Annotated in this window: 15 protein-coding genes; 9 read left to right on the top strand and 6 right to left on the bottom strand. The window is 42.3% G+C overall.

What is annotated here, in order from left to right; all coding sequences use genetic code 11:
* The first annotated feature begins 14 nt into the window (after positions 1 to 14).
* From dnaG to ACFSQ3_RS03570, 3 genes are read left to right on the top strand one after another with little or no spacing between them, the layout of a single operon-like run.
* Complete coding sequence (dnaG, locus tag ACFSQ3_RS03580) at positions 15 to 1,997, top strand: DNA primase (protein WP_380867534.1); 1,983 nt, start codon at positions 15 to 17, stop codon at positions 1,995 to 1,997.
* Between the two features lie 26 nt (positions 1,998 to 2,023).
* Positions 2,024 to 2,380 carry a YraN family protein gene (locus ACFSQ3_RS03575; RefSeq protein WP_380867532.1) on the top strand — a complete coding sequence of 119 codons (357 nt, stop codon included), beginning with the start codon at positions 2,024 to 2,026 and terminating at the stop codon, positions 2,378 to 2,380.
* A gap of 11 nt (positions 2,381 to 2,391) precedes the next feature.
* A complete protein-coding gene (locus ACFSQ3_RS03570) occupies positions 2,392 to 3,438 on the top strand; it encodes a glutaminyl-peptide cyclotransferase (RefSeq protein ID WP_380867530.1) in 1,047 nt (348 codons plus the stop codon).
* Positions 3,439 to 3,544: 106 nt separating this feature from the next.
* On the opposite strand, the gene def is transcribed toward ACFSQ3_RS03570, so the two are convergent.
* Positions 3,545 to 4,219 carry a peptide deformylase gene (def, locus tag ACFSQ3_RS03565; protein WP_380867529.1) on the bottom strand — a complete coding sequence of 225 codons (675 nt, stop codon included), beginning with the start codon at positions 4,217 to 4,219 and terminating at the stop codon, positions 3,545 to 3,547.
* 84 nt (positions 4,220 to 4,303) lie between these two features.
* Here def and ruvX point away from each other — a divergent pair, with 84 nt between their 5' ends.
* Positions 4,304 to 4,720 (top strand): Holliday junction resolvase RuvX, encoded by a 417-nt coding sequence (gene ruvX, locus ACFSQ3_RS03560; protein WP_380867527.1) that lies wholly within the window; start codon positions 4,304 to 4,306, stop codon positions 4,718 to 4,720.
* Positions 4,720 to 5,154, top strand: coding sequence for an rRNA maturation RNase YbeY (gene ybeY, locus ACFSQ3_RS03555; protein WP_380867525.1), 435 nt, complete (start codon positions 4,720 to 4,722; stop codon positions 5,152 to 5,154). The genes ruvX and ybeY overlap by 1 nt, the downstream gene beginning before the upstream one ends.
* Before the next feature lie 82 nt (positions 5,155 to 5,236).
* On the opposite strand, the gene ACFSQ3_RS03550 is transcribed toward ybeY, so the two are convergent.
* The 5 genes from ACFSQ3_RS03550 to mutY form a co-directional block, all read right to left on the bottom strand.
* Positions 5,237 to 5,656, bottom strand: a complete 420-nt coding sequence (locus ACFSQ3_RS03550; RefSeq protein ID WP_380867523.1) for a nucleoside-diphosphate kinase — start codon at positions 5,654 to 5,656, stop codon at positions 5,237 to 5,239.
* Positions 5,657 to 5,732: 76 nt separating this feature from the next.
* Positions 5,733 to 6,308, bottom strand: coding sequence for a TetR/AcrR family transcriptional regulator (locus tag ACFSQ3_RS03545; protein ID WP_380867521.1), 576 nt, complete (start codon positions 6,306 to 6,308; stop codon positions 5,733 to 5,735).
* A gap of 61 nt (positions 6,309 to 6,369) precedes the next feature.
* Entirely contained in the window at positions 6,370 to 7,407 is a 1,038-nt protein-coding gene (gene pheS, locus ACFSQ3_RS03540) for a phenylalanine--tRNA ligase subunit alpha (RefSeq protein WP_380867520.1), read from the bottom strand.
* A 42-nt stretch (positions 7,408 to 7,449) separates the two neighbouring features.
* Positions 7,450 to 7,890 carry a single-stranded DNA-binding protein gene (locus ACFSQ3_RS03535; protein WP_380867519.1) on the bottom strand — a complete coding sequence of 147 codons (441 nt, stop codon included), beginning with the start codon at positions 7,888 to 7,890 and terminating at the stop codon, positions 7,450 to 7,452.
* 17 nt (positions 7,891 to 7,907) lie between these two features.
* Positions 7,908 to 8,960, bottom strand: a complete 1,053-nt coding sequence (gene mutY, locus ACFSQ3_RS03530) for an A/G-specific adenine glycosylase (RefSeq protein WP_380867517.1) — start codon at positions 8,958 to 8,960, stop codon at positions 7,908 to 7,910.
* Positions 8,961 to 9,085: 125 nt separating this feature from the next.
* Here mutY and ACFSQ3_RS03525 point away from each other — a divergent pair, with 125 nt between their 5' ends.
* The 4 genes from ACFSQ3_RS03525 (at position 9,086) to ACFSQ3_RS03510 (ending at position 12,803) form a co-directional block, all read left to right on the top strand.
* Entirely contained in the window at positions 9,086 to 9,940 is an 855-nt protein-coding gene (locus ACFSQ3_RS03525) for a M23 family metallopeptidase (RefSeq protein ID WP_380867515.1), read from the top strand.
* A gap of 33 nt (positions 9,941 to 9,973) precedes the next feature.
* A complete protein-coding gene (locus ACFSQ3_RS03520; protein ID WP_380867513.1) occupies positions 9,974 to 10,375 on the top strand; it encodes a bactofilin family protein in 402 nt (133 codons plus the stop codon).
* 12 nt (positions 10,376 to 10,387) lie between these two features.
* On the top strand, positions 10,388 to 10,846 hold the full coding sequence (locus ACFSQ3_RS03515) for a hypothetical protein (protein ID WP_380867512.1): 459 nt from the start codon (positions 10,388 to 10,390) through the stop codon (positions 10,844 to 10,846).
* A gap of 88 nt (positions 10,847 to 10,934) precedes the next feature.
* Positions 10,935 to 12,803, top strand: a complete 1,869-nt coding sequence (locus tag ACFSQ3_RS03510; protein ID WP_380867510.1) for a M1 family metallopeptidase — start codon at positions 10,935 to 10,937, stop codon at positions 12,801 to 12,803.
* Positions 12,804 to 12,836 lie beyond the last annotated feature (33 nt).

Below are 12,836 nucleotides of genomic sequence, written 5' to 3'. Positions count from 1 at the left end.
TTGTACATTCGAATATGATCAAGAAGGAGGTTATCGATAAAGTACTGGATGCCGCGCGTATCGATGAGGTGGTGGGGGATTTTGTGCCGTTGAAAAAGCGCGGAACCTCGTTGATCGGAAACTGTCCTTTTCACGATGAAAAGACGCCTTCTTTCCATGTTTCTGTAGGAAAAGGAATCTACAAATGTTTCGGGTGTGGCGCTGGTGGCGATTCGCTTAAATTCGTGATGGAAGTGGAAAAATATTCCTATCCAGAAGCTATACGTTATCTCGCCAACAAATACCACATCGCGATTGAAGAGGTGGAACGCTCGCCTGAGCAAATGGCAAAGCAAGACAAGCGCGAAAGCTTGTATGTGCTGAGCAAATGGGCAAGTCAGTTTTTTGTCGATCAATTATGGGAATCCGACGAAGGTAAATCCATCGGGCTATCGTATTTCAAAGAACGCGGATATCGCGAAGATATCATCCGAAAATTTGCGTTGGGCTATTCGCCCGATCAATGGGAAGCGTTGGTAAATGCTGCCCAGAAAGCAGGTTTTCAAAAAGAATATCTAGCAGAAATAGGATTAGCCATCCAGCGCGACGATAAAAGTATGTACGATCGCTTTCGTGGGCGTGTGCTTTTCCCAATCTTTAACGTCACAGGTCGTGTTATTGGTTTCGGCGGTCGTACGTTAAAAACGGATAAGAAGTTTCCAAAATACGTTAACTCGCCGGAGAGTGAGATTTATCATAAATCAGATGTGCTTTATGGCTTAAGTCTTGCAAAAAAAGCAATTGCCGACGCGGATGTTTGTTATTTGGTGGAAGGCTATGCCGATGTGATTTCCATGCACCAAGCTGGCGTGGAAAATGTCGTTTCTTCTTCAGGAACTTCTTTAACAAGCGGACAAATTCGATTAATATCTCGTTACACGAAAAATGTAATTATTCTTTATGACGGCGACGCGGCCGGAATTAAGGCATCGCTTCGCGGTACGGATATGTTATTGGAGGAAGGTTTGAACGTCAAGGTTTTGCTTTTCCCCGATGGTCACGATCCGGATTCCTACGTGCAAAAGTTTGGTTCATCGCATTTTCGGGAATACATCGACAAACATCCGGAAGATTTCGTTTTCTTCAAAACCAATATCTTATTGAAAGATGCGGGCGACGATCCCGTTAAAAGAGCGGGCGTCATTCGCGACGTGGTGGAAAGTATTGCGCTGATTCCCGACGAAATTAAGGTTTCTCTATATATTCGGCGATGCAGCACCTTGTTGGATATGGAGGAGCGCATTTTGCTTTCCGAGCTCAACAAAATGCGAATCAGCAAAGCGGCTGCCAAGGAGAAGAAAGCGGCGACATCCGCCAGCGAAGAACAACCTCCTGCAGATTTCTTTGCCGCGATGATGGGCGACGAGCTGCCGACCAATCCCGATTTCGCGGGGAAGGTGCTTCCACGTGAAACTAAGCTTTCTCCGGAAATCCTTCAAGAGCGCGAATTGATTCGCATTCTACTGAATTACGGCAATGAACCCGTTACTTGGGATGCGGAAGTGAATAATATGCCGATCGCACCTTATCTGATCAATAATTTCGACGATATCAGTTTCGAGGACAAAGCAAGTGCCTATATTTTTGAAACGTTCAAAACGAAAATGGCCGACTTTGAAATTCCGGAGCCAAAACATTTTATTGCCGATCAAACCGAAGGCGTTGCCGATTTAGCAGTAACACTTATCGCTAGCCGATATGAGCTTAGTCCGAACTGGAACGACGATAAACGCAAGATTTACGTAACTACCGAAAAGGACCATCTCAAAGATTTGGTGACGGAAACGGTGTATCGCTTGAAGAAACGGAAAGTGGAACGGGAGCTTTATAAGATTCGAGAAGAGTTGAAACAGCCGCAGTCGGCTGAGGATTTGGAAATTCTGATGGCCAACTATAAAAAGTACAAAGAAATGGAAATTATGCTGGGCGATTTTCTCGGCAATACCATTGTCAAATAACTACAACCTTAGGAATTTCACTTCGAATGACAACGCAAAAGGAAACAGGGAATTTCGGAGAACAGCAAGCACAAGCTTACTTGCAAAGTTGTGGTTACGAAATATTGGCTGTAAATTGGCAATACAAACATTTGGAAGCAGATATTATCATGCGCGATGGTGCGGTGCTGGTGTTTGTAGAAGTGAAGACACGTAGTTCGGTAAGTTTTGGTCATCCGCAAGAGTTTGTGGATGAAAAGAAGCAAGAACGATTGTTTCGTTTGGCAGAAGTTTACGTCGACGAAGTGGAACATCAGGGAGATATTCGTTTTGATATCGTTTCGATTATTTCAAAAAACGGATTACAAATTGAACATATTAAAGATGCCTTTTGGCACTATTAAATAACTTATATATGAAATTGAATTACTTGGTCGCAGGCTTAATGGCGTGTCTGATTTTCGTAGGTTGTAAAACCCAAAAAGGAAAGTTTGAATTTGTTACGCCGGAATCTGGAACATCCATGTCGAAAGGCGAAAAGGTAAGATTAGCATTGCGGTTCCCGACCGACGCACCGGATTCCGTTGTTTATTCGGTTGATGGCGATATATTGGCAAGTAAAACCGACACATCTTCTGTGGAATTCGATGCCGATAAATTCAATTATGGCAACCGAAGCTTAAGCGCGAAAGTGTATTACGAAGGCAAAGAAGATATTGCGTATACCAATATCCTTATTGTGCCAGCAGCACCAACTGCTTATCAATTTGAAGTCCTAAACACGTATCCGCACGATGAAAATGCATTCACGCAAGGTTTGCAGTACGAAAACGGCGTGCTCTATGAATCGACCGGTATGACAGGTCGTTCCTCGATAAGAAAAGTGGATTTGAAAACAGGAAAAGTGCTTTCGAAAACTGATCTTACTGGCGAAGATTTTGGAGAAGGAATGACGATTGTCGATGATAAAATCATCATGCTAACCTGGGTAAGTGGAAAAGGTTTTGTGTACAATAAGCAAAACTTGAGCTTGGTAAAAACTTTCGATTATGCTAATCCACAACAAGAAGGTTGGGGAATTGCTTATGATGGAAAGCGTTTGATCAAAACGGATGGTTCGGCCTTTCTGTATTTCTTAGATCCCGTTACGTTTCGCCAGTTAGATTCGATTGAAGTGTTCGATAACAACGGTGCTGTTGACTCGCTTAACGAATTGGAATATGTGGATGGAAAGATTTATGCCAATTTATATCACGCCGATCGCGACGAAGTTGTCATCATCAATCCAGAAACGGGCGTAGTGGAAGGACGTATCAATTTTGTAGGATTATATGATGGCAAACGTAAATCCACCGGAACTGAAATGAATGGAATTGCTTACAATCGCGACAGCAAAACCTTTTACGTAACCGGAAAAGATTGGAGCAAATTATTTGAAGTGCGCTTGTCGCCTAGGAACTAAGAAGTAAAATGGGAGATATTATGGGAGATATTAGAAGTTAAGATATCTGACTACTAATATCTAAATACTCACTTCTCAATACTCATATCTAACTTCTAAATACTCATCAAAGCCTCGGAGCATTTTCTTTAGCGGAAAACTTGGGATTACCGACAATCGGCTGAGAAGGATTGGTTTTTTGTTCATCCAAACGATCTGGAAATAAAATGCCTAACAAATGGTCGATCTCATGTTGGAAGATAACTGCCGTGAATCCTTCAACGTTTTCTTCTTTTTGTTCGCCATTCAGGTTTGCATATTGAATGCGAATAGCATAATGGCGCTCTACTTCTTCTCGGCGATCCGGAATGGATAAACATCCCTCCGCTCCGGTACGAATCAGCGTCGATCGCCAAACGATTTTGGGATTGATATAGGCCTCAAATGGCTGTCCTGATTTATCAAATCGTTGCACCCAAATCAATTTTTTATTGATACCCACCTGCGGCGCAGCAATGCCAACGCCGGGATGTGCTTCATCCTGCACCGTTGCCAACATCCGTTTTGCTAAAATGGCCAACAACGGATCCTTCGGATCAACTGTGTCCGATGGTTGCTGCAATACGTGGAGCTGTTTCTCGTCAGTCGTTTGATAAACCTCCATCTTTTCTGCGCTATTGCCGATTAATTCGCGTTCATTTTTGCTGAAAGAAACATAGGTGTTGTTTTGCTGTTGAGCCATGCTAATGCTGGATTGTGCGATGAATATTAAAATTGCGATATAAAATTTGATCTTATGCATGTTGATAAATTTACCTTATTCAAATGTATAGATTTTTTGTCGTATAGCTTCCTGCTCGATAAATCGTATTTTTGCAAAAAAGATATGCGAATACTGGCTTTCGATTATGGGACAAAACGCGTGGGCATTGCTGCAACGGATCCATTGCAAATGATTGCAAGTCCGCTGACTGCCGTGCATCCAAACGATATTTGGACATTCTTGAAGCAATATTTCCAAACAGAGCAAGTGGAAACTTTTGTTGTCGGAAAGCCACGTCAGCTCGACGGCTCCGATTCGGAATCTGCCCAACATGTTGTGGGATTTATTCGGCGATTACAGCGCGAATTTCCAGAAATCGCTGTTGTTGAGGTCGACGAACGGTTTACTTCGAAAATGGCCTCGGCGGCAATTGCACAAAGTGGTATGAGCAAAAAGAAAAGACAGCAAAAGGAAACGGTCGATACGCTATCGGCCACCATCATTTTACAAGATTATTTACAAAGCAAATCCTTTTTTTAATGGCGCTAAAAGACATTTCCTTCTTCGCTGAAGACCTTGATTTTTCCCTAAAGCAAAAACTGAAAGTTCGGCAATGGATCGGCGATACGATCAAAGCGGAAGGTTTTCCGAAGATCGGCGAGCTTAATTTCATTTTCTGTTCGGACGAATATCTGTTGGATATCAATAAACAATATCTGAATCACGATACCTTTACGGATATCGTAACTTTCGATAGTTCGGATGATGAGGATGTTATTTCTGGTGATATCTTTATTTCTGTAGAACGTATTCAAGAAAATGCGCAAAAGTTTGCTGTAAGCGAAGCGGATGAATTGCATCGCGTGATTATTCACGGCGTTTTACACCTTTGCGGTTATTTGGATAAAAAGCCAGCCGACAAGCAATTGATGACCGAAAAAGAAGATCATTATTTAGGCATGCGCGCTTTCTAGAACGCGCTTGAATGGCAAAATAAAACCCGAATAGCGCATCGCTATTCGGGTTTTATTTTTGCTTTATATCTAGCAATGCGATCTAGAAACGCTCGAATTGAGAGAAGAAGAAGTTACCTTCGATTTCTGCGTTTTCATCAGAATCCGATCCGTGAACAGCATTTGCTTCGATAGATTCTGCGTATTTGTTACGAATTGTTCCTTCGTCTGCTTTTTTAGGATCTGTAGCACCGATCAACGTACGGAAATCTTCCACTGCATTTTCCTTTTCCAAGATTGCTGCAACGATAGGTCCAGAAGTCATGAAAGTTACTAAATCATTGTAGAAAGGACGTTCCTTGTGTACTGCGTAGAAATTTCCGGCAGATACATCCGTCAAGTGCACGTATTTCATTGCTACGATCTTGAATCCACCTGCGATAATATCATTTAAAATCGCGCCGATATGACCATTTGCCACTGCGTCCGGCTTGATCATTGTAAAAGTTCTATTTGTTGCCATATAGCTTTAAAAATTTATGCAAAGGTATGAATTTGTTGTAAAAAGTAATGATCGCCCCGCGGAAAATCATTTCGCCTTATTGCAGCGTTGCATCAACTAGATGTGGAAGCATATCCTTTTGGAAAGAAATGAAATTCTTGCGTACATCCGCGTCAGAAACTGCCGTGAAGGCAAATGAAAATACGATGTTCTTGCTGCACTTAATGAGGAACGTTAATTTTTCCTCTGGAACTACAGCACCAATCGTATCATTTTGCATAAAAGAACTTAGCAGCAAAAACTCCAAATCGTCAGACAAAATTTTGAGGTATTCTTGCGCATTCGCGGATTCGCGAATGAATTCCCACCCGATAAATTCATTGCAAACCGTGTAAGTTACACGGCTCACACGTAATATGGTGTTTGCAAGAAAAGTATTTAGATCTCTTTCGCCAACATGCTTATTAAGAATATCCTGCACGTTTTCTTGGATGTAATCCATCAGCACGGCGTGCAGGATCAGCTCTTTGCTGGCAAAATGCTTGTAGAATGTTGCCTTCGCGATACGCGAATGCTTGGCTAATTCGTTGACGCTGGTTTTATTATAGCCATACTTACGAAACAGCTCGCGCGCTGCTTTTTTAATATTTCCTACAATAATATCCGTTTCCATAAGTATTTGACGTTACGTTGGCGGATGACCAAACTAGTTTTTGTTTCTCGTTGATGCTTGTTTACAGCATCTCCGTTTCGAACTGCGATAAGAAGCGCGTATCGTTTTCGGAGAATAAGCGTAAATCGCGGATTTCGTATTTCAAGTTGGTAATACGTTCAATACCCATTCCGAATGCAAATCCGCTGTATTTTTGGCTGTCAATTCCACAGTTTTCCAATACATTCGGATCCACCATACCACAACCTAAAATTTCTACCCAACCGGATTGTTTACACAGTTGACATCCATCGCCTTTACAGATGGTACACGAAATATCCATTTCGGCAGAAGGCTCTGTGAATGGGAAGTAGGATGGACGGAAACGTACTTTCGTGCCTTCCCCGTACAATTCTTGAACAAAGTGGAAAAGCGTTTGTTTTAGATCGGCAAATGAGACATTTTCGTCCACATATAAACCTTCCACTTGGTGGAAGAAGCAGTGTGCACGCGCAGAAATAGCTTCGTTGCGGTAAACTCTTCCCGGCATGATGGCGCGGAACGGTGGCTTTCCAGCTTGCATTAAACGCACTTGAACAGATGAAGTATGCGTACGCAAAGCGATGTCGTTGCCGTCTTGTTTTTTAATAAAAAACGTATCCTGCATATCACGAGCAGGGTGTTCAGGTGGGAAATTTAAAGCGGAGAAATTATGCCAATCGTCCTCAATTTCCGGTCCTTCTGCAACAATAAAACCCAGTTTCTTGAAAATCTCAACAATTTCTTTGCGCACCAAAGAAAGCGGATGTCTTGATCCCAATTGAAAAGCTTCGCCAGGCAATGTCATATCGCCATCGAAAGCTTGTTCTGTCGTTGGTTGATTATCTAAAGCATCCAACGCATTTTTCCATGTCGACTCAGCTAGCACCTTAAACTCGTTAAGTACTTTTCCAAGCGTGCGCTTTTCTTCAGTGGAAACGGTTTTGAATTCCTCAAATAAGGATTTAACAATTCCTTTGGAAACTAAAAATTTAAGACGGAATGCTTCTATATCGGCAACGTTGCTCAAAGAGCTTTGTTGAATTTCTTGCGAATACTGCGTTATTTTATCTTGCAACATGCGCCAAAGATACTGGAAAATATTAAAAATATTGGCAATCCCTTAAAAAGGAAGACCATCATTATCATCATCATTTTCACGGAAATCTACCTTCGATTCTTCAGGTTGCTCACCTGATTCTGAAGGCTTGCCGGAGTTTTGTGGCTCGAAATCAGATCTTCTGCCCAGTAAGTTGAAGCTGTCTGCTACAATTTCTGTTGCAAAGCGGCGAATTCCTTCTTTATCTTCGTAGGTGCGTGTCCTTAACTTTCCCTCGATGTATACCAACTTTCCCTTTTTCAAATATTTAACGGCCAAATCTGCCAATGCACGCCAAAGCACCACATTGTGCCATTCCGTTTGCTCGACTTTCTTGCCGTCTTTGTTGTAAAATTCGGAGGTAGCGAGTGGGAAACTGGCTACAGAAACGTTACCATCTAAATAGCGAATTTCTGGATCTTTACCCAGATGCCCGACTAAAATTACTTTGTTTACACTTGCCATATCAGATAATTTAGGGTTTACTTCGCAATATGATCCCTGCTCAGGAAAGAAAAGATCAGCTTGTGCATAGCTAATGTATCTAAATTTTCTGAGAATGTATAAAACCAGCTCGATTTTTTACTGCGGACTTCCAAGTTTTCAGGCATTTGGTAAAACTGTGCAAAAATATTTTGGTGACTCAAAACTTGTTTGATCGGCGTTGAAATCGGTTGAGGATGTGCGTCGCCGAAATGCGCCACAAATGAAGGGTGGAGTCTTATCTGCTCCGCGTCGGCAGGTTCGTCGGTTTCGATCAGTGGAAACTCGTGTAAGTTTGCCCAAATATCGCCTTCGGCTCGTTTACTCAGCATAATCTCATTGCCTTTTCGCAAAATAAAGTAATGGAAATAGCGATTACGACTTTTTCTGCTTTTGATCTTTTTAGGAAGCGTGTCGATTTGGTTGGTTGCTTTCGCGACGCAGGTATCTTCAAAGATGCAGGTTGGGCATAAAGGCTGTTTGGGTTTACATATTAAAGCGCCAAAATCCATGATCGCCTGATTGTATAATCCGGGCTCCTTTTGATCAATCAACTCATCCGCCAGTTGCTGAAATATTTTCTTTCCGGCCGAACTATTTGTATCTGTATCGATGCCGAAAACTCGTGCTAAAACACGATATACGTTGCCATCAACTACGGCTCGTGCTTCGTTGCTTGAAAAGGATGAAATCGCACTCGCGGTATAGGGGCCAACTCCCGGAAGTTGGATTACATCTTCATAACGCGTTGGGAAAGAACCTTCAAATGCGCTCATGACCATTTTTGCCGCTTTATGCATATTTCTAGCGCGCGAATAATATCCCAATCCCTGCCACAAGCGAAGGATAACATCTTCCTCAGCTTTCGCAAAATCTTCGATCGTTGGGAGCGTTGTTACAAAACTTTGGAAGTAGGGCATGCCTTGCTCGACACGTGTTTGCTGAAGGATAATTTCCGATAGCCAAATCACATAAGGGTCTTGAGTTTGCCGCCAAGGCAATTCTCGCCCATGATCGAGATACCATCCGATAAGTTTTGCTGAAAATGACATGCGGACAAAGGTCGAAAATTCCATGCCGAAATGTTAAACAAGATGTTAAAAAGTGTAAAATCGCCAACCTGCGGATACAGATTCATTAAGTTTGCAGCTGTGTAAAAAAATAGGAGCAAAAACTTATGCTGGAGAAGAAAACTTCTGTACTGATTGTTAGTGGAGACGGAAATCCTAACAAGAAGGTTCAGATTCCCACATTTTTATTGTCTTATTGGAAACATCTGGTGTTTTCATTCGTGGCTTTTATGCTGTTGGGCGTTGTGGGAATTGTGTATTTGGTAAATCATCGTAATGAAAAATTATACGCCGATGTTTATTTGGAAAAAATAGATCAGTTGCGTAAAAAAAATCAACAACTTTCGTTGGAGGAAGCGACTAACCAAACCAATATCAACGATGTCAGACGTTCATTGAATTCGGTGGACAGCACATTAAATCGTATTAACGCCAAAATGCGCAAGCGTGGATTAAAAGCTATCGCCATGAACAATGCCGGGGGGCCTGTAGTGGAGGAAGAAGAAAATCTAGAAGAGCTTGCTAAATTCTATGTGAATATGCTGGCAGATGTGGAAAGTAGGTTGGATGGAGCGCCGTTCGGCCGCCCGCATCACGGTCGTGTCACTTCTCGTTACGGTTATCGCAGAAATCCATTTACTGGTCGCGGTCGCGAAATGCATTCAGGTGTAGATTTGAAAGGGCGCACAGGAGAACCAATCAAGAGTACCGCACGTGGTACGGTGACTTTCGCCGGTTATCAACGTGGTTACGGAAATCTGGTTACTGTTCGTCACGCGAATGGTTACGAAACCAAATATGGACACTTATCGCGCATTCGCGTGAAACGTGGTCAGCGTGTTGATGTTGGCGCTACAGTAGGACTGCTAGGAAGCACAGGAAGAAGTACGGGGCCGCATTTGCATTATGAAGTATTGCTTTCTGGACGTACATTGAATCCTGAAAAATATTTCCAGTTTTAGTCTTACTGGTCAAACCATCAAAAATCGGATTGCATGTTTGCTGCCAAGAAAGATAAAATAAGAAAATTGCATCGCTCAGAAGAACTGTCCATAGAAACAGTGATTGCGCAGGATATTTCTATCGAAGGGCACTTGATAGGCAAAGAAAGCTTGCGCATTGACGGTAAGATAAAGGGTTTCATTCGTACGGCCAAGGGTGTAATTGTTGGTGAATCAGCGTATGTAGAGGGGGATGTAACCTGCGAAACGCTAATCGTTTATGGTCATATCGTCGGGAACGTGCGGTGCAAAACCCTCTTATTGAAATCTGTTGGTACGATAAATGGCGATATGGTAGTTGAGCGTTTCAACGTTGATATGGGTGGGAAGCTTGTCGGTGGTGTTGATGTCGTTACTGCCAACGAACCAAAATTATTAGAAAGCAAGGTAAGTTAAATATTTCTATCCATGTCAACTTCGGCGGCCGCTAATGAACAAACTGTTTTCACGTTACATACCCTGCATCGCGGACGCCTCATTCAAATTCTATTATCCTCATTATTTACGATAGGAATTACTGTTTCTTTAAGTGGAATTGGGGAGATTCCGAAAATCATAATTCTACTGATTTGTCTTCCCTTACTACTTTTCCTCAGCGTTAAATTTAGTCAACAGCCCTCTCAATGGTCGGTCGACGATCAATCGCTCATGGTCGTCAAAGGCTCAAAGCGATGGGTTTTTCCATTTGCTGAACTTACTTACGTTCAAAACCATATCAGATCCGGAGGAAACCTGATCGCCGTTCATAAAAAGGGCGCCTTTCAGCCCGTTCGCTTTTGGCGAAATAAACTTTTCCAATCTGTTGATGAGTTTGATGAACTCATGCAACATCTCCAAAAAATCCAAGTTCCTATTACATTTGGGTAAGTTGTATTGCCTCAGAAGGCAATATTTCATAGCACTTATTTTACGAAGTTCACTCCGCAGATGTATTTTTGTTTTGTAAGTTTGGCTTATGAAGCTACTTACCTCCATTTTCTCCTTATTGTTATTGATCTTCGTTGGAAACGCTGCGCAAGCACAACGTAAAGGTTATTGGCAGCAAGCTGTCGATTATACCATGAACATCGATGTGGATGAAAAGGCCTATCAGTATGATGGTGATATGACCTTATTATATACCAATAATTCTGGTCGATCTCTGCCAAAAGTGTACTTCCATCTTTATTTCAATGCGTTTCAGCCGGGAAGTATGATGGATCATCGTTTGCAGACAATTAGTGATCCGGACGGTCGGATGATGACGAAAGCAGTTGGAACGAATGCGCGCGAAAGTCGAATTTCCCTGCTAAAACCCGATCAAATCGGTTATCAAGAAATCAAATCCTTAACATATAATGGTGCGTCCGCGAAATTCAAAGTGAGCGGTACTATTTTGGAAGTGGAGTTGCCGGCAGTGCTGGCTGATGGAGCCACCGGCGAATTTAAGTTAACTTGGAAAGCGCAAGTGCCAGAGCAGATCCGTCGCAGTGGAAGAAATTCTAGAGAAGGGGTTGCTTTGTCGATGGCACAATGGTATCCGAAAATGGCGCATTTCGACGATTATGGTTGGCATTTGGACGAGTATGTTGCTCGTGAATTTATAGCTCCGTTTGGGAATTTTGATGTCACAATCCATTTAGACAAAGATTATGTTGTCGGAGCTTCCGGAAAGTTGCAGAATCCCAAGGCGGTGAAAGGATATGTTGCAGCAGCGAAGCCGAAGGCAGATAAATCAGGCAAGGTAGCTTGGCATTATAAAGCGAATCAGATTCACGATTTCGTTTGGGCTGCGGATCCGAAAATGCAAGTGGATTCCGCGAAAACGGATGGTGGCGTAACCGTTTACACGGTTTTTTTACCAACGGATAAAGCCGTAGTTGAGAACTGGAAAACGGCGTTGGGATTGGCCACACAATTCTTTGATTACTCATCCAGCAAGTTTGGCGCTTATCCGTGGCCAACTTACACTATTATTCAAGGTGGCGACGGCGGAATGGAATATGGAACGGCGACGCTGATCACCGGCGGTCGCGATTTGAAAGGATTGGTAGGCGTTATATTTCACGAAGCGGCACATTCTTGGTATCAACATCTTTTCGGAATCAATGAAACAGTCGATGAATGGTTTGACGAAGGATTTACCAGTTATGTAGAAGAATTAGCTTTTCAACATTTGTTCGAGAAAAAAGGTGCATCTCAAACAAACCCAATGATCGGTGCATATCGATCATATTATAAATTGGCTTTATCGGGCAAGGAAGAGCCGATGAGCTTGTTAGCAGATTACTACAAAACCAATTACGCGTATTCTAACGCTTCGTATACCAAAGGATCTGTATTGGTGGAGCAACTAGGATATATTATTGGTCAGGAGAATTTAGAAAAGACATTTCTACAATTTTATGAATTGTGGAAATTTAAGCACCCAACGCCGAATGATTTCAAACGCGTTGCTGAGGATGTTTCAGGGATTAATTTAAAGTGGTATTTCAACTTGTTCTTGAATACCACGAGAACGATTGATTATGCTATCGAAGCTACGGCTGATGGAAAATTTGCATTGCGTAACAAAGGCGATTTAGCGATGCCAGTGGATGTTTGGGTCGAATACGAAGATGGAAGTAGGGAATTGTTTTATATTCCGCTTCGCGAAATGCGTGGACAAAAGCCCGCAGAAGGATTTGCGATCTACAACAATATTAAAAGAACTGTTTTAGAAGATTGGTTTTGGACAAAACCAACGTATGCTTTGCCATTATCGAAACCCGCGAAAAGCATCATCATCGATCCATCTCAACGTTTAGCCGATATTGAATCCGGCGATAATATTTGGACAAAGTAATATTTCATAGAATTAGATAAAAGCAAAAGGCTG

It is taken from the genome of Sphingobacterium corticis, from assembly GCF_042684745.1.
GTDB lineage: Bacteria > Bacteroidota > Bacteroidia > Sphingobacteriales > Sphingobacteriaceae > Sphingobacterium > Sphingobacterium corticis.
Note: the sequence above shows the minus strand (reverse complement) of the source record. Positions and strands in the feature narration are given on the sequence as shown.

Bases quoted from the DNA above. Each gene is read 5' to 3' on its own strand.
- ruvX (WP_380867527.1), top strand. From the start codon at position 4,304: ATGCGAATACTGGCTTTCGATTATGGGACAAAACGCGTGGGCATTGCT.
- ACFSQ3_RS03510 (WP_380867510.1), top strand. From the start codon at position 10,935: ATGAAGCTACTTACCTCCATTTTCTCCTTATTGTTATTGATCTTCGTT.
- dnaG (WP_380867534.1), top strand. From the start codon at position 15: ATGATCAAGAAGGAGGTTATCGATAAAGTACTGGATGCCGCGCGTATC.
- ACFSQ3_RS03535 (WP_380867519.1), bottom strand. From the start codon at position 7,890: ATGGCAAGTGTAAACAAAGTAATTTTAGTCGGGCATCTGGGTAAAGAT.
- ACFSQ3_RS03525 (WP_380867515.1), top strand. From the start codon at position 9,086: ATGCTGGAGAAGAAAACTTCTGTACTGATTGTTAGTGGAGACGGAAAT.
- ybeY (WP_380867525.1), top strand. From the start codon at position 4,720: ATGGCGCTAAAAGACATTTCCTTCTTCGCTGAAGACCTTGATTTTTCC.
- ACFSQ3_RS03545 (WP_380867521.1), bottom strand. From the start codon at position 6,308: ATGGAAACGGATATTATTGTAGGAAATATTAAAAAAGCAGCGCGCGAG.
- def (WP_380867529.1), bottom strand. From the start codon at position 4,219: ATGCATAAGATCAAATTTTATATCGCAATTTTAATATTCATCGCACAA.
- pheS (WP_380867520.1), bottom strand. From the start codon at position 7,407: ATGTTGCAAGATAAAATAACGCAGTATTCGCAAGAAATTCAACAAAGC.
- ACFSQ3_RS03575 (WP_380867532.1), top strand. From the start codon at position 2,024: ATGACAACGCAAAAGGAAACAGGGAATTTCGGAGAACAGCAAGCACAA.
- mutY (WP_380867517.1), bottom strand. From the start codon at position 8,960: ATGTCATTTTCAGCAAAACTTATCGGATGGTATCTCGATCATGGGCGA.
- ACFSQ3_RS03570 (WP_380867530.1), top strand. From the start codon at position 2,392: ATGAAATTGAATTACTTGGTCGCAGGCTTAATGGCGTGTCTGATTTTC.
- ACFSQ3_RS03550 (WP_380867523.1), bottom strand. From the start codon at position 5,656: ATGGCAACAAATAGAACTTTTACAATGATCAAGCCGGACGCAGTGGCA.
- ACFSQ3_RS03515 (WP_380867512.1), top strand. From the start codon at position 10,388: ATGTCAACTTCGGCGGCCGCTAATGAACAAACTGTTTTCACGTTACAT.
- ACFSQ3_RS03520 (WP_380867513.1), top strand. From the start codon at position 9,974: ATGTTTGCTGCCAAGAAAGATAAAATAAGAAAATTGCATCGCTCAGAA.